The 19,771-nt window shown below is 57.8% G+C and carries 17 protein-coding genes and 1 pseudogene; 14 read left to right on the top strand and 4 right to left on the bottom strand.

The genetic code is table 11. From position 1 onward, the window contains the following. Positions 1 to 16 precede the first annotated feature (16 nt). The 5 genes and pseudogenes from ACR0FG_RS17395 to ACR0FG_RS17375 all read left to right on the top strand — a co-directional run. Positions 17 to 1,528, top strand: coding sequence for a tripartite tricarboxylate transporter permease (locus ACR0FG_RS17395; RefSeq protein ID WP_480894270.1), 1,512 nt, complete (start codon positions 17 to 19; stop codon positions 1,526 to 1,528). Positions 1,529 to 1,532: 4 nt separating this feature from the next. Continuing rightward, complete coding sequence (locus ACR0FG_RS17390; RefSeq protein ID WP_480894268.1) at positions 1,533 to 2,426, top strand: DUF1932 domain-containing protein; 894 nt, start codon at positions 1,533 to 1,535, stop codon at positions 2,424 to 2,426. A gap of 9 nt (positions 2,427 to 2,435) precedes the next feature. Then, positions 2,436 to 3,629 carry a pyridoxal phosphate-dependent aminotransferase gene (locus tag ACR0FG_RS17385; protein ID WP_480894266.1) on the top strand — a complete coding sequence of 398 codons (1,194 nt, stop codon included), beginning with the start codon at positions 2,436 to 2,438 and terminating at the stop codon, positions 3,627 to 3,629. 9 nt (positions 3,630 to 3,638) lie between these two features. Continuing rightward, positions 3,639 to 4,910 (top strand): hypothetical protein, encoded by a 1,272-nt coding sequence (locus ACR0FG_RS17380; protein WP_480894265.1) that lies wholly within the window; start codon positions 3,639 to 3,641, stop codon positions 4,908 to 4,910. A gap of 107 nt (positions 4,911 to 5,017) precedes the next feature. Further along, positions 5,018 to 5,882 (top strand): annotated as a pseudogene (locus ACR0FG_RS17375) (transposase); the annotation flags it as partial. 155 nt (positions 5,883 to 6,037) lie between these two features. Here ACR0FG_RS17375 and ACR0FG_RS17370 read toward each other — a convergent pair. Together ACR0FG_RS17370 and ACR0FG_RS17365 are read right to left on the bottom strand one after the other, a co-directional pair. Next, positions 6,038 to 7,405, bottom strand: a complete 1,368-nt coding sequence (locus tag ACR0FG_RS17370; protein ID WP_480894264.1) for a sensor histidine kinase — start codon at positions 7,403 to 7,405, stop codon at positions 6,038 to 6,040. Then, a complete protein-coding gene (locus ACR0FG_RS17365) occupies positions 7,402 to 8,070 on the bottom strand; it encodes a response regulator transcription factor (RefSeq protein WP_480894262.1) in 669 nt (222 codons plus the stop codon). Before ACR0FG_RS17365 ends, ACR0FG_RS17370 begins: the two co-directional genes overlap by 4 nt. 139 nt (positions 8,071 to 8,209) lie before the next feature. Here ACR0FG_RS17365 and ACR0FG_RS17360 point away from each other — a divergent pair, with 139 nt between their 5' ends. The 5 genes from ACR0FG_RS17360 to ACR0FG_RS17340 all read left to right on the top strand — a co-directional run bounded on the left by ACR0FG_RS17360 (position 8,210) and on the right by ACR0FG_RS17340 (position 13,768). After that, entirely contained in the window at positions 8,210 to 9,298 is a 1,089-nt protein-coding gene (locus ACR0FG_RS17360; RefSeq protein WP_480894260.1) for a tricarboxylate transporter, read from the top strand. Positions 9,299 to 9,374: 76 nt separating this feature from the next. After that, positions 9,375 to 11,405 carry a tripartite tricarboxylate transporter permease gene (locus ACR0FG_RS17355; RefSeq protein WP_480894259.1) on the top strand — a complete coding sequence of 677 codons (2,031 nt, stop codon included), beginning with the start codon at positions 9,375 to 9,377 and terminating at the stop codon, positions 11,403 to 11,405. A gap of 10 nt (positions 11,406 to 11,415) precedes the next feature. Further along, the gene (locus ACR0FG_RS17350) at positions 11,416 to 12,504 is read left to right on the top strand and encodes a 4-oxalomesaconate tautomerase (protein WP_480894257.1); all 1,089 of its coding nucleotides are present in this window, start codon (positions 11,416 to 11,418) and stop codon (positions 12,502 to 12,504) included. 50 nt (positions 12,505 to 12,554) lie between these two features. Continuing rightward, on the top strand, positions 12,555 to 12,791 hold the full coding sequence (locus ACR0FG_RS17345; RefSeq protein WP_480894255.1) for a hypothetical protein: 237 nt from the start codon (positions 12,555 to 12,557) through the stop codon (positions 12,789 to 12,791). Then, positions 12,788 to 13,768, top strand: coding sequence for a D-2-hydroxyacid dehydrogenase family protein (locus ACR0FG_RS17340; RefSeq protein WP_480894253.1), 981 nt, complete (start codon positions 12,788 to 12,790; stop codon positions 13,766 to 13,768). Before ACR0FG_RS17345 ends, ACR0FG_RS17340 begins: the two co-directional genes overlap by 4 nt. A gap of 48 nt (positions 13,769 to 13,816) precedes the next feature. Here the strand turns inward: ACR0FG_RS17340 and ACR0FG_RS17335 are convergent, their stop codons facing one another. Further along, positions 13,817 to 13,966 (bottom strand): hypothetical protein, encoded by a 150-nt coding sequence (locus ACR0FG_RS17335; protein WP_480894251.1) that lies wholly within the window; start codon positions 13,964 to 13,966, stop codon positions 13,817 to 13,819. A gap of 376 nt (positions 13,967 to 14,342) precedes the next feature. Here ACR0FG_RS17335 and ACR0FG_RS17330 point away from each other — a divergent pair, with 376 nt between their 5' ends. The 3 genes from ACR0FG_RS17330 to tcuB are packed head-to-tail and all read left to right on the top strand — an operon-like array spanning position 14,343 to position 17,497. Then, complete coding sequence (locus ACR0FG_RS17330; protein WP_480894249.1) at positions 14,343 to 15,023, top strand: GntR family transcriptional regulator; 681 nt, start codon at positions 14,343 to 14,345, stop codon at positions 15,021 to 15,023. A gap of 10 nt (positions 15,024 to 15,033) precedes the next feature. Beyond that, positions 15,034 to 16,428: an FAD-dependent tricarballylate dehydrogenase TcuA gene (gene tcuA, locus ACR0FG_RS17325; RefSeq protein ID WP_170714094.1), complete on the top strand. Its 1,395-nt coding sequence runs from the start codon at positions 15,034 to 15,036 to the stop codon at positions 16,426 to 16,428. Further along, the gene (gene tcuB / locus ACR0FG_RS17320; RefSeq protein ID WP_170714096.1) at positions 16,418 to 17,497 is read left to right on the top strand and encodes a tricarballylate utilization 4Fe-4S protein TcuB; all 1,080 of its coding nucleotides are present in this window, start codon (positions 16,418 to 16,420) and stop codon (positions 17,495 to 17,497) included. Before tcuA ends, tcuB begins: the two co-directional genes overlap by 11 nt. Positions 17,498 to 17,625: 128 nt before the next feature. On the opposite strand, the gene ACR0FG_RS17315 is transcribed toward tcuB, so the two are convergent. Next, the gene (locus ACR0FG_RS17315; protein WP_170714099.1) at positions 17,626 to 18,807 is read right to left on the bottom strand and encodes an alpha/beta hydrolase; all 1,182 of its coding nucleotides are present in this window, start codon (positions 18,805 to 18,807) and stop codon (positions 17,626 to 17,628) included. A gap of 159 nt (positions 18,808 to 18,966) precedes the next feature. On the opposite strand from ACR0FG_RS17315, the gene ACR0FG_RS17310 reads away from it, so the two are divergent. After that, positions 18,967 to 19,641 carry a class I SAM-dependent methyltransferase gene (locus tag ACR0FG_RS17310; protein ID WP_480894247.1) on the top strand — a complete coding sequence of 225 codons (675 nt, stop codon included), beginning with the start codon at positions 18,967 to 18,969 and terminating at the stop codon, positions 19,639 to 19,641. Positions 19,642 to 19,771 lie beyond the last annotated feature (130 nt).

The following is a 19,771-nucleotide window of genomic DNA, read 5'->3' as shown; positions in this document are numbered from 1 at the left end:
ATTAGGAGAACTCCTCGTGTTTGCTGACCTATGGGATGCGTTGTTTGCGGCGCTGGCGCTCGTAACGACGTTTGAAAGTATCTTTTGGATCATACTGGGAACGGTCATCGGGATTGTCGTCGGGGCCATTCCGGGCATCGGTCCGGCGCTTGGGTGCGCGCTCGCCCTGCCCTTTACCGTCTATATGGAACCGCTGTCCGCCTTGCTTTTGATCATCGCGCTATATGACGGCGCAATGTATGGCGGTTCGATCCCTTCAATCCTTCTGAACACGCCCGGAGACGGTTCAGCGGCGGCAAGCACGCTGGAAGGCTATCCGATGGCCAAGGAAGGTAACGCTGTCACAGCGTTGACGGTTTCATCCACAGCTTCTGCAATGGGCGGTCTGATCGGCGACATGATCGCAATCTTCGGGTCGATCTTCATGCTGCCGTTCCTGCTGCTGTTCGGCACGCCGGAGTATTTCCTGCTTGGGGTGTTCGGGATAGTCCTGGTGTCGCTCGTCTCGAAAGGGGCATTCTACAAGGCACTGTTGTCGGGACTGTTCGGGTTGGCCATCACCGTGGTCGGGATCGCCCCCGGGGGCTCGGCGGACGTGCGCTACACCTTCAACTCGCTCGAACTCTATGATGGCATCTCGTTCCTGCCGGTCCTGCTTGGTCTCTTCGGCGTTGCAACCATGGCGACGCTTTACGCCCAGAAAACCGGACAGGTCTCCATGCTCGACACTCTCGGCGGCAGCCGGTGGGAAGGCATCAAGACCACGTTCCGCCACTGGCCGACCATGATCAAAAGCTCTGTGCTCGGCTTCGTGATCGGGGCCATCCCCGGAACCGGTGGTACGGTCGCAACCTTCGTTTCTTACGGAGAAGCGGTACGTTCGGGAAAGAAAGACGAAGTCCCGTTCGGCCAGGGTAATCCTCGTGGACTGGTCGCAACCGAATCTGCCAACAACGCCAGTATCGACGGCGCCTTGATCCCAACTTTCATGTTCGGCATTCCAGGTAGCGCGACAACGGCGATTGTTCTGGCGGCGATGCTGCTCCACGGCCTGCGTCCCGGCACGGGTATGTTTGAAGGCGAGGGATACGCCTTGACGATCGCACTGTTCCTCGGGCTGCTCTATTCCGAGATCGTGATCACCATTCTCGGGCTGGCCTCTGTGCGGATTCTGGGCAAGCTGACAACAATCAACAAGCACATCATCATTCCAGCCGTCATCCTTCTGTCGGTGGTCGGCATATTCTCGATCCACTTCAACTGGCTTGATGTGGGGGTCATGATCCTGGCGGGTCTTGTCGGCTACCTGATGACAAAGTTCGGGTTCCCGGTCATCCCTGCCGTCATTGGTGTGGTTCTGGGTGGCATCATCGAAGAGAACCTGTTGCGAACGCTGGAACTTGGCGGTGGCAACCTGTCGATGTTGATAGAACGGCCGATTTCGCTCGCCCTTCTGTTGATGACAATCGCGATCATCGTCGCTCCGATGCTGAGCACGATGCGCAGCAAAAAAGACTCGGAGGGGTGAGGCCGTGAAACTTGGATATATGGGATTTGGAGAGGCCGCATTTCACATGGCCTCGGGTCTGACCGGCGAAGGGCTTGCCGGTCAGACAGCCTATGACCACGCGGTTACATTGGACGCTGACGCTGCGCCGAGGCAGACATACCTGCGGCGGCTCGATGAGGCTGGAGTAACTGGCGTTTCATCGCCAGAGGACCTTGCACGAAGCGCCGACATAATTGTGTTGGTCGTTCCTGCCACATTCGCCGAGGGCGCGGCAAATGCGATCATCCCGCATCTAAATCCGGGGCAGATCCTTGTTGATGTCTGTTCGTCCTCGCCAAATCTGAAAGTCACAATTGCGGAAAGCTGCGCCGCCAAAGACATTGGTTATGTCGATAGCCCTATGCTTGGCCCACTTCCCGTCTATGGGCACAAAGTTCCTATAGCGGCTTCGGGCGGCTCCGCACAGGCGTGGCACGACGCAGCAACCCCATTCGGGATGTCAATTGAGGTTGTTGACGGACTAGCTGGCGTAGCAAGCCGCATCAAGCTGAGCCGTTCGATCTTCACCAAAGGGTTCGAGGCGCTGCTTGTTGAGACGTTCCAGTTCGCCCGCAAGAATGGCGTCGAGGACATCGTTATGAACAGCCTTAGTGAGACGATGGACAAGGTAACTTTCCGCCAATCCGCCGAGCGCTATCTGGCAGGCGATTTGATTCACGCTGCGCGCCGCGCGCACGAAATCGAAGACGCAATCGCCATCATGCATGAAACCGGCATCGATCCATTCGTGTCGGAAGGCGCTCTGGCTCGACTGAATAAATCGGCAGCTTCGGGGTCTTCTGATCTGCTTGCAGGCGAAATGCCCAAATCGCTAGACGACGTTTACGCGATTTGGCGTAAGACCGGCGCTATCTGAGGAACCGCAATGACCCAGATCTCTGACAGATTGATGCGCTTGCAACCCTCTGCCACGCGGGCGATGTCTGAACGCGCCGGTGCGCTAAAGGCCAGCGGCAAGGATATTATCTCCCTCTCAACAGGTGAGCCGAATTTCGTATCTCCCAATGCAGCAATGGACGCCGCGACGAAGGCGTTGGCTGAGGGGCGGACCTTCTATACGCCGACAGCGGGCATCCCGGAACTTCGTGAGGCGATTGCAGAATACTATGACGACACATTCGGCCTGACCTATGACACTGCTGAGATCATGGTCGGGGCCGGGGCCAAACCGCTCTTGTTCGAAGCCTTCGCGGCCCTTCTCAACCCCGGCGACGAGGTGATTCTGACCGCGCCCGCGTGGGTGAGCTATATCGAGCAAATCCGGTTCTTTGATGGTGTCCCCGTTGTGCTGGAAACAGACCCCGAGACGCTGAACTTCGACCTCGCCGACATTCGGGCAGCGATCACTCCAAGAACCCGCGCGATTGTTCTGAACTCGCCGAACAACCCCTCTGGCCGCGTTTTTTCTGACGACAGCATCGATGGTCTTTGCCGTCTTGCTGTGGAACATAACCTGACGCTGGTGAATGATGAGGTTTACGAACGCATCTTGTTTGACGGCGTTCGCTATCGCAATCCAGTCGAAATCTGTCCGGACGCGCGCGACCATGTTTTGACCATCAACGCGGTCAGCAAAACATACGCTATGACAGGATGGCGCATTGGATTTGCAATCGGACCGCGGACGCTGATCAAGCGGATGACGATGCTGCAAGGCCATGTGACCTCGGGACCAAGTTCCATCGCACAATGGGCTGCATTGGGCGCCATCAGGAATGGACAACAAGCAGTTTCGGACATGGCCGCCAAATATCAGGAACGAAAGACCCTGATTGCGGGCCTGATGGATGAAATGCCCTACATCCGTTACATTCCGCCAGAGGGTGCGTTCTATATTTTTGCAGATATCCGCGCTGCAATTGGCAAGTTATCGGGTTCCACCCGAATTACGGATGATCTGTCCTTTTGTGACGCGCTTCTTGACCACGGGCTGGCCATTGTACCGGGAACTGCATTTCTCCAGCCCGGATTTGTCCGCCTGTCCTTTGCGACATCTGATGACACCATTCGCGAGGCGATGAACCGTCTTGCGGGCTTCCTTAACCAATTAACCGACTGAGTGCCAAACATGACCCTAGACCTGATCTCGACCCGGACCGCACCTATTCGCAGCGTGGGCGACCGGTCCCTGCACAGTTTCTTTGGATATTACAACAAGTCGAACTTCAGTCCTGACGATCGCCGGCTGCTGGGCAATCGTGTTCCGATGTTTACCGGCGACCTGGACGGCACCGTTGCAGCCGAGGTTGGGTTCTTTGATCTCGAACATGGCGACGCGTTTCACAAACTCGGCGAAACCACGACCTGGAACTGGCAGATGGGCTGTCAGGCACAGTGGCGCGGCGGGCGCAACGAGGTGATATTCAACACCCGTGCCCAGGGCCCATCAGGCCCCGAGCACGTCTTCCCCGACTTTCGCTCCACCCTTGTGGACGTCGACACAGGGCAAAGCCGCGAACTGCCCCTGCCCATTTACGTCATGGACCCAAATGGCGAGTTTGCCCTGACCGTGAACTACTCACGCTTTATGGTGACCCACCGAACCATCGGTTACCCGGCCACCGGAGACGAACCCGAGCTCGCGCTCGCCCCAGCGGATGACGGCGTTTACCGCATGGATATCGACAGCGGTGACGCTCGCCTCGTCCTGAGTTTGGAAGACTTGAAGAACTTCCAGCCGCTGCCCTCGATGGACAAAGCGATCCACTGGGTCACACATATGGAGGTCAACCCGTCAGGCACGCGTTTCCTGTTCATCCATCGCTGGACCGAGCGTGTTGAGGACGAGACCTGTTTCTTGCATCGGCTGTTCACCATGAACGGTGATGGCACAGATTTGCGCCTGCTTGAATGCACCGACCATCCCCTGCCCCAACTTGCTGACGACTTTGATCCCAATGCCGTGGGCACCTTCGACTACGAAAAATCCGAGTACCAGATTTCGCACCCCATGTGGAAATCCGACGAAGAGATCATTGTCTGGGGGCCGCATGACGGCAAAATTCACTACCACCTCTATAACGATGTCACTGGCAAGGTGGATGTGATCGGCCCAGAGGTTCTGGACGAGAATGGCCACATGACCTACTCGCTCGATGGCCGCTGGATCCTGAGCGACACATACCCCGACGCTTCTACCAACGAGCGGATTCTGTTCCTTTACGGCACCGAAACCGGCCATCGCCACGATCTTGGAAGCTTTTATACCCCGCCCGATCTTGGCAAGCACAACAGATGCGACCTTCATCCACGCTGGAGCCGGAACAACAAAACGGTCTGCATCGACTCGGTTCACGAAGGCCATCGTCAGATGTATCTGGTCGACGTGAGCGAATTCTAAACAACAATACCTCCGAAGAGGCATTCACCACAGGCAACAGCGGCGGACCTTAATCGGGTTCGCCGCTTATTTTGAGGATTACTTGTCAAGCACACCATATCGGCGATGCGCCTCGTGCGGTCAGCGAGTATCTCAACACTCTGGATGAGGCGGCTTTCGGAGCTGCGAGCGAGGTGCAGCCCAAGTTCACCTCGCATTCTGACCCTTCGAGCCAATGGACGGCAGCACGTAAAGGGCCTGCTTTCTTCAGCTATTCTGACAATTATCTGATCGACACCGACCATGGCGTCATCGTTGATGTCGAGGCCACGCGGTCCATCCGACAAGCTGAGGTCGGATCAATCAAGACCATGCTGGACCGGATAGAGGACAAGTTCGATCTGCATCCCGAACGCCTGATCGCAGACACCGCCTATGGCACCGGGCCGCTCCTGGGTTGGTTGGTCGATCGCAAGATCGCACCGCACATCCCGGTCTTCGACAAGTCCGGTCGCAACGATGGAATATGGACCCGCGCCGACTTCGAATGGGACGCCGAAAACGATCAATATGTCTGTCCCGAAGGTCACGCCCTGAAGCAGTTCCGCCGTAACTACTCAGACCCGAACGGAGGACCGACTGGCAAGGGCACGGCGCGTTATCGCGCCTTGAAAGACGTCTGTCAGATTTACCCATCCAAAGCCAAAATACTCTCCGAACGCCGATGCGCGGAAGATCACCCGTGAGGAGCACGAAGACGCCCGTCAGGTCGCACGCGACATCGCCAAGACCAAGCAATACAACCTCTCGATGAAACTCAGGAAGAAGGTCGAGATGCTCTTCGCTCATCTCAAACGCATTCTTGGTCTTGGCCGCCTCCGATTGCGCGGACCATGTGGTGCCAGTGACGAATTCCTCCTCGCCGCCACCGCCCAGAACCTCCGCAAATTAGCAAAGATCTTTCCCGCACCGCAGCAAACGCGCAAAGCCTGACCCGAATGGTGCTCGCGTCGCATTCACACGCCCACTTTCTGCGCCAAAAACAAGTTGTTTTCCCACAGAATCGGCGGGAAGCCGACTTTCGCTGCAATCGCAAAACTAGCTTTGATTGTGAAAGGTTTCGGGTTCCGAGTAGAATTGGAAACAAACTACAGGGCTATGGGAAGCTGAAGCGTAATGCTTGCTCCTTTTTCGACTTGGTTGATCGCGGCCACTCCTCCGTGGCGCTTCGCTACAGCTGAGACAATCGACAATCCTAAACCGCTACCTTCGGAATATTCCAGCTGCGAAAATCGACTGAAAACGGCTTCGCTTTGGTCGGGTGAAAGGCCGGTCCCGTCATCGGATACTGTAAGTTTTACGTTCTCGCCATCAGAGCGCAGTGCGACTGAAATTTGGCTCAACTTAGTCCCACCGTGCTTAACTGCGTTGTCCAGCAGGTTTTTGATGGCCTCAGTTAGAAAAACCTGATCTCCTGAAACCGCAATTGACGAGTCCGGCATCGTAACATCAAACTCAATCCCCTTTGCGAGGATCTGTACGCCTATGTCCGCGCAGGCCTCTTCCACAACCGCACGGAAATCGATCTTGTCCATCTGATCCTGATGCGTAGGTTGCCGCAGTCGTTCCAGTGACAATAGCTGTTCCGCCACTGTAGCCGAATTCTTTGCCGCTGCCACCAGTTCGATAATCCGTTTATCCTTGTCCTCATCTGTTTTTGCGTCGCGCAATGCCTCAGCCATAGACTGAACCGCAGCCGCCGGATTTCGCAATTGATGGGCGGCTTCCGAGATAAACACCTGATGGGCGTTGATGCTGTGCTCGACCTGTCCAAACAGCCGGTTCAAGGTCTGAACAATGCCATGAACCTCGACCGGGACCGGGCGTTTGATTTCGCTCAGGTCGTCCGGTGAGCGTAGGTCGATCGCATCCTGCAAATCCAACAAGGGCCGCAACCCGCGTGCGACCCCGAACCAGACAACAAAAGCAAGCGTGGCCAGCAGGATACCCATCAGGATCGCGGCGCGGATTGACAACTCGTTGGCAAAAGCGTTGCGGTCGGCAACGCGTTGCCAAGCTGTTACTGTCGCATCGCCCACCAGGTTATCCAGCGTGACCCGCTCAGTCATTTTCAGTACGCGCACCGGCTCATCCCGATAGATCGCTTCGAAAAACCTCGGCTGGTACGCGTCCTGTTCAGACGGGTTTGCAGCGGCCGGCGGATATGCATAACCTGTGACGTAGATGCCACCGGGTCCGGTCACGTGATAAAAAATCTCTCCGCCTGACGCGTCGCGGATCAAGCTGCGTGTGGTGAGCGACAGGGCATCGCCTTCTGACACCGCCACATCGCGTGAAATGGCAAGACCAGCGGACAACAGGCTGTCATCAAAAAGCTCCTGCGCCGTTTGCTGAGCCACCGTGTAGCGCCAGTATCCAAGCAGGATTGCAAGCAGCACCAATGGCGTCAGGATCAGTACGAAAAGCCTAAGCCTGAGAGAGCCGTGCCGGATCACTTTTCTACCTCAAGCAGATATCCAAGGCCACGGGCCGTCTTGATCCGGATGCCAAAATTCTGAAGGCGCTTGCGCAGTCGTGACACATGCGGCTCGACGGCTGAATCGTCAACATCGGCGCCCACGCCGTAGACGTAGTCGGTCAACTGACTTTTGGGGACGATCCTGCCCCGCCGTTCCAGCAGGCATTCAAGCACAGCCATTTCCCGACGCGGCACATCGAGAACTTGGCCCCTAGCGCTGACCTGTCGGGCGGTGCGGTCGAATTCCAGGTCTCCGATGGTCTCTCGCGCGCCATAATCCAGTTGTTTGCGACGGGAAAGCGCGCGGATGCGAGCCTCAAGCTCATCCATCTCGAAGGGCTTCACAAGGTAATCGTCGGCGCCCATATCAAGACCCGAAACACGGTCGCTGGTTTCGGTGCGTGCGGTCAGCAGGATGACAGGCGCGCTGTCACCCCGGCTACGAAGGGACCGCAGGATCTCAAGACCTGACCGACCCGGCAGGTTGATGTCCAGAACGATCAGATCCGCGCCTTCTTGTTCCAGATATAGATCGGCCGCGCTACCATCTGTCAGTACGTCAGCGGCATGACCCCGATCCCGCAGACGATAGGCGATGGCGTTGGCGAGGGTCTCGTTATCTTCGACGATGACGATCCGCATTGGGGCTCCTGCAAGTTTCGCGCAAGGTTGGCGCTCCATGATTGCCAGATGGGAGGGGGAATCAACCCCGCAGTTCTATTTGCAATCACGGTGGTGCAGAGCGCGCTGACGTGTTTGTCTGGTCAACAGGGAGGAACCAATGGCCATTTCCAACTTCACCCGTCGCGCCGTCGTGGGGCTGATCGCCGCCGCCGGACTCGCCGCACCCGCCGCTGCCGAGGTCGATTTCTCGGGCAAGACCATCGAATGGGTCATTCCGTTCTCGGAAACGGGCGGGTCCGCCAAATGGGCCAACTTTTTTGCACCGCTTCTGTCCGAGGCTCTGCCGGGCCAGCCCACAGTTGTGGTCAAGTTCATGCCGGGCGCTGGTTCGACCAAAGGCGCGAACTGGTTCCAGGAACAAAGCCATGACGATGGAACGCTGCTGTTTGGCACCTCGGGCTCAACCCAGTTTCCTTATCTGCTGAGCGATCCGCGCGTCCGTTATGAATACAATGAATGGATCCCGGTCATGGCGTCCGGGACCGGCGGGGTCGCCTATTTGAATGCCGAAGACGGGGCCAAGTTCGACGGCTCTGCCAATGCGCTGAAGGACACCAATTTCATCTACGGCTCGCAGGGCGCGACCCGTTTGGACCTTGTTCCCCTGCTGGCCTGGCAGATGCTGGGTATGAATGTTGAGCCGGTCTTTGGCATCAAGGGCCGTGGTGATGGTCGTCTGATGTTCGAACGTGGTGAAGCCAATATCGATTACCAGACGTCCTCGGGCTATCTGGGCGGTTCTGCCCCGCTAGTCGAAGCCGGTCAGGCCGTACCGATGATGACATGGGGCGCGTTGGACGCAGATGGCAACATCGTGCGCGATCCGACCTTCCCGGACATTCCAACTTTCAAAGAGGTTTGCGAGGCCACCGATGGTTGCGAAACCAGTGGTGAGGCTTGGGATGCCTGGAAAGCCTTCTTCGTGGCGGGCTTCCCTGTTCAGAAACTGGCGTTCTTGCCCGGAGACACACCACAGGAAGTGGTGGACGCATACACCGCAGCGTTCCAAGCTGTGACCGAGCGTGGTGATTTTGCGGACATTTCGTCCAAGCGCGTTGGTAAATATCCTGTGTTTGTCGGCGAAGGCTCGAAGTCTGCTCTGCAGACGGCGACCAATGTGGACGACAACGCCAAGCAATACGTCCTGAACTGGCTGAAAGAGGCCTACGGCGTCGAGCTGAACTAAGCTGACACGTCGTCGCGCGCCCAACGAAGGGCGCGCGTTTCTCTACATACAAAACAGTTTATGAAAGGCGGCCGCTATGGAGGTTTTCGCCACCGCTCTACCTGCGCTTGGTGATGCGTGGGGTTTGATCCTGCAACCTATCGTGCTGGGTTATCTTGTGCTCGGCGTCGTTATGGGGCTGGCTGTAGGTGTTTTCCCGGGGCTTGGAGGTATCGCCGGCCTGTCGCTGCTTTTGCCTTTCATGTTCGGTATGGACCCGATCCTGGGTCTGGCACTGATGATCGGGATGGTCGCGGTGGTGCCGACCTCGGACACGTTCGCCTCCGTCCTGATGGGTATCCCCGGCAGTTCGGCCTCGCAGGCCACCGTGCTGGACGGCTTCCCCATGGCGAAAAAGGGCGAGGCTGCGCGGGCCTTGTCAGCAGCCTTCTCCTCGTCCCTGTTCGGTGGGCTCGTCGGCGCAACCTTCCTGACTATGTTCATACTTATCGCGCGCCCCATCGTATTGGCCTTCGGTCTGCCCGAGATGCTGATGATCACCATTCTGGGCCTGTCGATGGTTGCCATTTTGGCAGGACGCATCCCACTGAAAGGCGTCGCCGCCGCCGGTCTGGGCCTGATGGTCGGCACAATTGGTGAGGCCGATGCAGGCGGTTCGCTGCGCATGGCGACCTATGATATTCCCTATCTCACTGATGGCCTGAAATTGGTCATCGTGGGGTTGGGTATCTTCGCCGTTCCCGAGATCGTCTCACTGCTGCGGCAAGATCGTTCGATCGCCAAAGGGGCATCTCTGGGGGCCGGTTGGCTGGACGGTGTCAAGGATTGGTTCGCCAATATCTGGCTGTCGGTCCGCTGTTCGATCATCGGTGTGGTTGTCGGCGTCATTCCTGGGCTCGGAGGCTCGGTGGTCGACTGGATCGCCTATGGTCATTCGGTTCAATCCACGAAGGACAAGAGCAACTTCGGCAAAGGCGAAGTGCGTGGTGTCATCGGCCCGGAAAGCTCAAACAATGCCAAAGAGGGTGGTGGTTTGGTGCCGACCCTGCTGTTCGGTATTCCTGGCTCCGGCTCAATGGCGATCTTCATCGGCGCGGTGGCGCTGTTGGGGTCGGGTGATATCGAGGTCGGCCCGAGCATGCTCAAGGACAATCTCGACATCACTTATTCGATTGTGTGGCTGCTGGCGCTTGCCAACGTGGTCGGCACCATCCTGTGCATCGCAGCCTCGGGCGGGATCGCCAAGCTGACGACGATCCGCTTTACCTATCTGGCGCCGTTCCTGTTCATGCTGATCAGCTTTGCGGCCTTCCAGTCCGGTCAGAACTTCGAAGACCTGCTGGCCTTGTTCGTGATCGGCCTGATCGGCATCTTCCTGCGCCGTTTCGACTGGTCGCGCCCGGCCTTCCTGATCGGTTTCGTTCTATCGAATCCTGTCGAGAAATTCACCAACCAGGCGTTCCAGATCGCCTCATTCCGCTTCCGCAAGAGCTTTGGCGAAGGCATGGAGTATGTTTTCAGCCCAATCGTGATTGTCCTGATCGTGGTCACGGTGGTCTCGGTTATTCTGGGCATCCGTCAGGCCAAAATGATCATGTCCGAGGGGGACGTTCAGGCCGGAACCAAACGTGCGCCGTTGGTCTTTCTGCTGGTGATCATGGCCTATCTGATCGTCGCCTTGGTCAACGCCAACATGATCCCTGACTACAACATGACCGACAAGATCATCCCGCTGGTGATCGGCAGCGTCTCGCTTTTCTGTTGCGTGATCCTGCTCATCCAGATGATGCGACGACCCGAAGGCGATGCGATCTTTGCCGACAAGGAAATCGCCGGAGAAGATGCCAGCGCACCCCATGGTCTGTGGTCAACTTTGGCGTGGTTCGCCAGTCTGATCGCCGCAACCTGGGTGGTGGGCTTCATCCTTGCTTTGCTGGGGTTCCTGATCGCGTTTTTCCGGATCCGGGCCGGGGCAAGCTGGCAGATGACGCTGATCCTGACAGCCTGCGGCATCGGGTTCATGTGCCTGATGGCGGGCGCGCTGAACCGCGATTTCCCGCCGGGTCTGTTGCAAGACATGGTCAGCCTGCCCTGGCCGTTGAAGTGAGGGATCCCAGATGACACAAACCGCAATCCCGTACATCTTCATGCGCGGCGGCACGTCGAAAGGTCCGTATTTTCGCCGCTCGGATCTGCCTCAGGACCTGGACACGCTGGCCGAGGTGCTGATCGCGGCCCTTGGGGCCGGGCAGTCGCTGAACATCGATGGCATCGGCGGCGGCGCGGCGGTCACGACCAAGGTCGCGATGCTGTCGGTCAGCGAGGATGACTGGGCCGATATCGACTACTTCTTTGCGCAGGTTTCGGTCGACGAAAAGCTGGTCGATTTCAAACCGACTTGCGGCAATATCTTGTCCGGCGTTGCCCCTGCCGCCATCGAAATGGGCTTGACCACACCGCAGGGGGACGAGACCGAAATTCGCATTCGGGCCGTCAATACGGAGGCCCGGGTCGTGGCCAGGGTGCATACGCCCGGCGGCAAGTTGACCTATGACGGCGACGCGGAAATCGCAGGTGTTCCGGGCCATTCATCGCCTGTTCAGCTGAGTTTCATGGGCGTGGTCGGGTCTTCGACTGGGGCCTTTCTGCCTACCGGGGCCTTGCGCGATACATTTCAGGGGATCGAACTAACCTGTATGGATGTCGCCATGCCAATGGCCATTGCCCGTGCGGCCGACTTTGGGTTGACGGGCTATGAAAGCGCCGAGGATCTGGACGCCAATCGCACCTTTTTTGACCGGATGGAGGCGGTGCGGATCGAAGCTGGAAACCGGATGGGCATGGGGGATGTGTCCAAGTCTGTGACCCCCAAATTCGGCCTTGTCGCACCCGCCAGAGAGGGTGGAACCCTTGCGGTGCGGTATTTCATGCCGTGGCAGACACATCCGACGATGGCCGTCACCGGCGCACAATGCATGGCGTCTTGCGCTTTGACTCCCGGGACCGTTGCGGATGGCTTGCTGGATCGCCCGGCGACAAGCCCGGCCGAGGTCGTGTTGGAACACGCCTCGGGTAAGATCGACGTGTTGGTGGATTTTTCCACCACCGGCGGGTTCACAGTGAACACGGCGGGCTTGGTGCGGACCGCGCGAAAGCTGGCGGATGGGCATGTTTATGTGCCTAAATCTGTTTGGAACGGGAGTTGATCAGGTGTTATCCTATAAGTATACTATGGTATACAAATTGGGAGTACACGATGGACAACTACTCGGAATGCCTCGATATCGCGCGTCAGGAACTTAAGTTGGCGCGAGCGGCCTTGCGATGGAATATGGCAGAATACCCGACACCGATCGCCGGGTGCGATGAGCAGTTCAACCATCTGCTGGACCAAATCGAACGCGTCCGAAACGCGCTGGCCGCCCTCGATGCACCACATTTTGTGCCAACCCCAAGAAAGCTGACCATAGTGCAGGGTGTTGAAAGCCGATGAACGTGCATATTCTGGATGACTGGTTCGACACGCTGCGCGGCCTGCCTTGCTTTGAAAAACTCACGGGTCATGAAGTGACAGTATGGACAGATCATATCGAAGACACTGACGTTCTGGCCGAGCGGTTGCAGGACGCAGAGGTGCTTGTCCTGTTCCGCGAACGTACCAAAGTCACGCGCGCCCTGCTGGAGAAATTACCGATCTTGAAGCTGATTAGCCAGCGCAGCGTGTATCCACATGTCGATGTTCAGGCCTGCACAGATCAAGGCGTGATGCTGTGTTCGAATATGCATAGTGGCACACCCTCTTATGCCGCAGCTGAACTCACTTGGGCACTGATCATGGCCGGAATGCGGGATTTGCCAGGGCAGATGGCTTCGGTCAAAGCGGGGCACTGGCAGGCTGGCGTAGGCAAAACGCTGCGTGGCCGTCAATTAGGGCTCTATGGCTATGGTCGGATTGCTCGTGCGGTCGCGCGATATGCCGAGGCATTCGGGATGAATGTGGTCTGGTGGTCCTCGGACGAAGGCCGCGCCCGCGCGCAGGCGAATGGGGTGCAGGTCGCGCCCAACCGTGAGGCGTTCTTTGCCGACAGCGATGTCGTCTCAGTCCATGTTCGTCTGAAACCAAACACGCGCGGGATCATTGCCGCATCGGACTTCGCACAGATGCAGCCGGGGGCGCTGTTTGTGAACACCTCGCGGGCTGGTCTGATCGCTCCGGGTGCTTTGCTGGAGGCGCTGAACATCGGTCGCCCCGGCAAAGCGGCGACCGATGTATTCGATTCCGAGCCACTGATTGATCCGACCGACCCGCTATTGTCACATCCCAACCTGATCGCGACCCCACATATCGGCTTTGTCACCGAGGACGAGTTTGACCTGCAATTCGCGGATATATTCGATCAGGTGAACGCCTATGCCGAAGGCGCTCCGATCCACATGATTAATCCCGAGATCTGGACCAGCGCAGAATAAGATTTGCGGCGATGGGTGCGCCGATGTTTAGCATGTGAAGGCCGTGGATCAGGGAGAGCTTACGCGGGTTTGCCCCGGTTTCGGGCCGAGGGTAGTCATATCCAACAATCCGCCGGGCACGGTTGCGTAGAAGGCTGTTGTGCTGTCAACGCCCCAGAGTTTGCGAAAGAAGGGTGTCCCGACCAGTGCTATCAGCAAGTTTTAGAGCGGGATCAACGCCAACGATGGGGCCATCATTAGCGGCACAACAAATAAGCCAGGTGTGCTCGATGCCCCTACCGCCACGCCCGGAATGGTGTGGACGGCAACCGAAACCTGTCCAAAGCCATCCATCGGCGCGTGGGCAAGTACCGCAATCAGACAGGCACTCATCGGGGCGAACAAAGAAAGGCAGCGGCAGGTTGAGCGCCAAGAAAGACCCCGGTACCCAGCATTGCAAGGCTGAAGGATACAACCCGCTTTTTCAATTTAGGGATGCGTTGATCTGAGTGGACAAAGGGCCATTTTCGATGCGATTGACCTACTATGTATCCACTTGTATACAGGTGGACGCAAGAAAACACGTGAGCGCTCGATGACGATCCAAGACGACCCGTTACAGCCTGGCCCGCAAGGCAATTCAGCATATCAGCGGCTGCTGGATGAGATTCGCGAGGGCACTCTTCTGCCCGGCGACCGCCTGCGCGAGATTGAGCTGTCTGAGCGGTTGGGCGTCAGCCGTACCCCGGTGCGCGAGGCGATCCGGCAGTTGGAGGCCGACGGGTTGGTCACGCATGTGCCTCGGCAAGGTGCCACCGTGCGCAGTCTGGATTACGCCGAGGTCATGGAACTCTACGAGATGCGCGCGGTGCTTGAAGGGACAGCGGCCCGTCTGGCAGCCCGCGCGGCCTCTGATGTCGAGTTGGATGAGCTTGAGGTTCTGAATGACCGGCTGGCAGAGGCAGGCACGGGCCCGGACGCGGCGCGGATCAACCGGATTTTTCACGCGACGTTGCTGGATTCGGCCAAGAACCGGTTTCTGACAAAATCCATTCTCTCCTTGCAAAAAGCGCTGTTGATCCTCGGACCGTCTCAATTGCTGGATAGCGACCGGGCCGAGGCCGCAGTGTCCGAACATCGCCGCATCATGGCGGCTTTGAAGGCCCGCGATGGCGCAGCGGCCGAAACAGAGATGCGCGCGCATATTCAGGCTGCGCAGCGGACGCGCATCCGAGCGTTGCAGGACCGCGACCGCACGACTGATCAAACCCAATAGGCAGAAACATATGGCCACCCATTCGAAAGCTTACGATATTGCTGTGATCGGTGGCGGCAATGCGGCCCTTTGCGCCGCGATAACTGCCGCTGAGGCCGGTGCGCGCGTTTTGATCCTCGAAACGGCGCCAAAACCTTATCGAGGCGGAAACTCCCGTCACACCCGTAATTTTCGTTGCATGCATTCCGGCCCGTTGGGCCCACTCGTCGAGACGTATAGCGAATACGAATACCTCTCGGATCTGCTGAAAGTCACTGGCGGCAAAACCGACGAACATCTTGCCTGCCTCGCAATCCGTAGCTCCGAAGAGTGCCTGCCATGGATGGAAGAGCACGGGGTCCGGTTTCAGCCCTCGCTTTCCGGCACATTGTCATTGGCCCGGACCAATGCGTTTTTCATGGGGGGCGGCAAATCTCTGGTGAATGCCTATTACCGGACGGCGGCGGGGCTGGGTGTAGATGTGCTGTATGAAGCGGCGGTCACGCATCTGGAACTGAACGGCGACCAGATCGAGTGGGTCGATTACACCTACAAAGGTCAGTCTCATCGCATCGCGCCCAAGGCGGTCATCGTTGCCTCCGGTGGGTTTCAGGCGGATACGGATTGGCTGACCCGCGCCTGGGGCGAACCTGCAAAGAATTTCCTGATCCGGGGCACGCCGTATAATCGCGGCGTGGTGCTGGCTGATCTGTTGGACCAAGGGGTCGAGAGCGTCGGCGATCCGACCCAATGCCACGCGGTCGCCATCGACGGGCGCGCGCCGAAGTTTGATGGTGGTATCGTCACCCGACTGGACTGTGTGCCGTTTTCCATCGTCGTGAACAAAGATGCCGAGCGGTTCTATGACGAGGGCGAGGATGTCTGGCCGAAACGCTATGCGATCTGGGGGCGTCTGGTGGCAGCCCAGCCGGATCAGGTGGGTTATGTCATCATCGACGCCAAGTCGCTGAACCTGTTCATGCCCTCGGTGTTCCCTCCGCTAAAGGCGGATACGTTGGAAGAGCTGGCCGGGATGATGGACCTGCCGGCCGACAAGCTGGCCGCGACGGTCGCAGAGTTCAACGCGGCCTGCGGCGACACCAGCGGATTTCACCCGACCGAACTGGATGGGGTCGCGACCTCGGGTCTGACCCCGCTCAAGACCAACTGGGCCCGCCCAATCACCGAGCCGCCGTTTTATGGCTACTCGCTGCGCACCGGCGTGACCTTCACCTATTTGGGGCTCAAGGTGGATGACACGGCGCAATGTTCGACCCCCAAGGGAAAAATCAAGAACCTTTGGGCCGCTGGCGAGACCATGGCCGGGTCGATCCTCGGGCAGGGTTATCTGGCCGGGTTCGGCATGACCATAGGGACCGTATTTGGACGCATCGCAGGACGTGAGGCCGCCGCCTATGCAAACTGATCTGATCCAGGAAGCCCGCCGTCAGGCCGAGATCTGCAACGCCTGCCGCTATTGCGAGGGCTATTGCTCGGTCTTTCCGTCGCTGCACGCGGAACGCGCGTTTTCGGACGGGAATATCACGCAGCTGGCCAATTTGTGTCACAACTGCAGGGGCTGCTACTATGCCTGCCAGTACACAGCACCGCATGAGTTCGACCTGAATCTGCCCAAAGCACTGGCCGAGGTGCGGCGCGACAGTTGGGAAGGCCTCGCCTGGCCGCAGCCGCTGGCACGCCGGTTTCACACTCATGGCGGGGCATTAATGCTGGCGCTTGTGATCGGGTTTGCTCTGCTGTTCTGGGCAATTCGTGCTATCGGATCGAGCGGAGGCGAGGGCTTCCACGCCGTTCTGTCCCACAATGCGATGGTTGCGATCTTCGCGCCCGCGTTCCTGCTGCCTCTGTTCAGCATAGCTATCAGCCTTCGGTGCTATTGGACCATTGTTGATGGCAAACCGATCCAGATGTCTGATTTGGTGGCGGCGTTCAAACACGCGGGCAAGATGCAGGATCTGGCCGCAGGCCATGGCGAGGGCTGTAACTTCGAGGACGAAGACCGTTTCAGTCAGGGCCGACGCCACATCCACCACGCCATTATGTACGGCTTTCTGCTGTGCTTTGCATCGACTTCGGTGGCGACGGTCATGCATTATGTCTTCGGAATGCACGCGCCCTACGGGTTCTGGTCGTTGCCCAAATTGTTCGGAATTTCCGGGGGGCTGCTGCTGACGGTGGGATGTGGTGCGATGGCTGTGCTCAAGCTAAAGTCAGACCGAGACCTCGGCGATCCGTCGGCTTGGGGCGCGGATATCGGATTTATCCTTTTGCTCGGATTTGTGGGGCTCAGCGGTTTGATTCTTTACGCCCTCGGTTCAACGCCTGTGATGCCCGCACTGCTGGCCATCCATCTCGGATCGGTCCTTACGTTTTTCCTTCTTACGCCCTACACAAAAATGGCACACGGCTTCTATCGGCTTGCTGCTCTTGTCAGGGATGCGCAACGGAAAAGAGATGTTTCCGTGGTCCGCTAATAGCCCGTCGCGCCTGTTTGAGCAGAAAGAGCAGGCAACAGAGTCAAATATGATTTTGAAGGACTCTACGTTGCAGCACTTCGAGTGGCGGTCAACGTCCGGAAAGGGCCGAGTCAGAACACGAATAGCTACTCAAGCAAAAATGTATTGGCCTGCATTGCAATATCCAGCGGTCCGAACCAAGGTGCATGTGCATCTCCGGGCAGTAACTGCAGCCGCGCACCCGGGATCGAGCGTGCCAACCATTGCCCGTGTTCAATTGGAACGGCACGATCCTCTTGACGATGCAGTACAAGAGTCGGGACATCGACTTTGGGCGCATCAAGTTTGGCATCAATCTGCCAACTCAGTTCGAGCATGGAAGCCGCCTGTTCCGGGTCCGCGGCCACGCGTTGCTGGGCTGCAAAACGACGTCTGTCGTCAGCATCCGCCGAGGGTACGAAGATATCCGAAAGGGCGCGCGATCCGACGCCCCAATGTTGCCGGATCAGCGCCAGCAGCATGGCTTGCGATCCCGCGGGTGCCAAATCCTTGCCCGAGCCATACGCGCCATAGAAACAAATGCGATCGACCCGTGCCGGGTGCGCAACCGCGTATCGGATGGCCACAGGCCCTGCCGCCGAGATCGCCAGAAACGAAAAACGATCAGTTCCAAGCGCTGCAATCATATCCTCAAGCAGCGTGACCTCATCCTCCAGTGTCACGTTTGGGTGTGCATTGCGACTGAGGCCCGAGCCTGGCCGGTCATAACGCAATATGCGCAACCCTTTGCCCAGCGTCAGAAAAAACGCCTGAATATCCGGATAATCATGCCACAGATCAGATGCGGTAACCCAAAACGGCGGGATTATGACCAGCGGGCCATCGCCGTGAACCGCAAATCCGATAGAGCGGCCTTTTCTATCCGTTATGTAGCCAATCTCAGGCGCGCTCGCCTCAGTCGGCAGTGCTTCAACGGGGGCGGCCGCCGCAATCGGTGAGGGCATTTGAGGATTATCGAAGGGTGACTCCATCTGCCCGTCAAAGCGATAACCGATCTTCGGTAGCGTACGAATAAATCGCTGCGCACGGCCATCGTCACCGATAGCCTTTCGTGCGCTCTTGATACGACTTGTAATCGCATCGTCCGAAATCGCGCGCCCACCCCAGATCTGCGCGACGATCTCGTCTTTGGTAACGGTCCGACTTTCGGCCTGAACCAAAAGAACCAAAAGATCAAAGACCTGAGGTTCGATATGCTGCGCAATCCCATCGCGTTCCAAAGTGCGGCGGTCGAGATCCAGAACGCAGTTTGAAAAGGTATAGATCACGGGTTCTCAACTTCAGACATCGGTGCGACAGCCCGCCGCAGAGCGTTCAAGAGGCCTGAATATCCAGCATTTCTTCATTACTTCTCCAGAACTCCAACAAGTGCATAACGTCAATCCCAGACATGGTTTCTGCATCTTCACTTAGCAGAGAGCAAAACCATGTCTTTTTATAATAAACATATCCTTCCTCGAATTGTCGATTGCGGCTGTGGCGGGCGCGCCTTTGAAGGGCAACGCAAACGCATCGTTCCCAAGGCGCAGGGCGTCGTTCTGGATCTGGGCATCGGCACGGGGCTGAACATTCCGCTCTATGATGCGGATCGCGTCACCAAACTCATAGGGTTGGACCCCTGCCAAAGCAGCCTCAACATGGCACGGAAACTGGCTGATCGTTCAAAAATCTCCGTCGAATTTGTGCAGGGCTTTGGCGAGGACATCCCACTTGCAGATAGCTGTATCGATACGGTGGTGCTGACATATACGCTCTGTACGGTTCAGGATGTATCAGCGGTGTTGAGCGAGGTCCGGCGCGTGCTGCGCCCAGATGGCGAGGTACTGTTTTGCGAGCATGTCAGCGCGCCAACGCTCTGGAATTCGCGTGTGCAGGATATCGTACAGCGCCCCTGGGCTTCGCTGCTTGGCGGTTGTCAATTGAACCGCCGCGCGGCCACCGCGTTGCGCCGTGCGAAGTTTCGTGTCGATGCAGATACCAGCAAATTGGTCGGTGTGCCGTTTCCAATCGCATGGCAAACAACCGGGCAAGCGAGACCCTTGAAGCCAGGTGAAAGCCCTGACCGCTGCCCGACCGGCCCCGATCTTCAACTGTCTATCTAATCCCTAAACCGGAGTCAGTTTCATGACCATACACGTATCGCTGTCCGTCGTCAGGGATTTTGGGACAGATGTCGGCCTGAGCTAAGAGAGGATCTGGCGCATCTGGTTGGATTGATTATGCGGCGGATTT

The organism is Ruegeria sp. E1, assembly GCF_056534225.1.
This window is presented reverse-complemented; position numbering and strand designations above follow the sequence as displayed.

What these genes read in the sequence shown, in the direction of transcription:
- ACR0FG_RS17385 (WP_480894266.1), top strand. Translation starts at nt 2,436, where the DNA reads ATGACCCAGATCTCTGACAGATTGATGCGCTTGCAACCCTCTGCCACG.
- ACR0FG_RS17380 (WP_480894265.1), top strand. Translation starts at nt 3,639, where the DNA reads ATGACCCTAGACCTGATCTCGACCCGGACCGCACCTATTCGCAGCGTG.
- ACR0FG_RS17365 (WP_480894262.1), bottom strand. Translation starts at nt 8,070, where the DNA reads ATGCGGATCGTCATCGTCGAAGATAACGAGACCCTCGCCAACGCCATC.
- ACR0FG_RS17360 (WP_480894260.1), top strand. Translation starts at nt 8,210, where the DNA reads ATGGCCATTTCCAACTTCACCCGTCGCGCCGTCGTGGGGCTGATCGCC.
- ACR0FG_RS17355 (WP_480894259.1), top strand. Translation starts at nt 9,375, where the DNA reads ATGGAGGTTTTCGCCACCGCTCTACCTGCGCTTGGTGATGCGTGGGGT.
- ACR0FG_RS17350 (WP_480894257.1), top strand. Translation starts at nt 11,416, where the DNA reads ATGACACAAACCGCAATCCCGTACATCTTCATGCGCGGCGGCACGTCG.
- ACR0FG_RS17345 (WP_480894255.1), top strand. Translation starts at nt 12,555, where the DNA reads ATGGACAACTACTCGGAATGCCTCGATATCGCGCGTCAGGAACTTAAG.
- ACR0FG_RS17340 (WP_480894253.1), top strand. Translation starts at nt 12,788, where the DNA reads ATGAACGTGCATATTCTGGATGACTGGTTCGACACGCTGCGCGGCCTG.
- ACR0FG_RS17330 (WP_480894249.1), top strand. Translation starts at nt 14,343, where the DNA reads ATGACGATCCAAGACGACCCGTTACAGCCTGGCCCGCAAGGCAATTCA.
- tcuA (WP_170714094.1), top strand. Translation starts at nt 15,034, where the DNA reads ATGGCCACCCATTCGAAAGCTTACGATATTGCTGTGATCGGTGGCGGC.
- tcuB (WP_170714096.1), top strand. Translation starts at nt 16,418, where the DNA reads ATGCAAACTGATCTGATCCAGGAAGCCCGCCGTCAGGCCGAGATCTGC.
- ACR0FG_RS17310 (WP_480894247.1), top strand. Translation starts at nt 18,967, where the DNA reads ATGTCTTTTTATAATAAACATATCCTTCCTCGAATTGTCGATTGCGGC.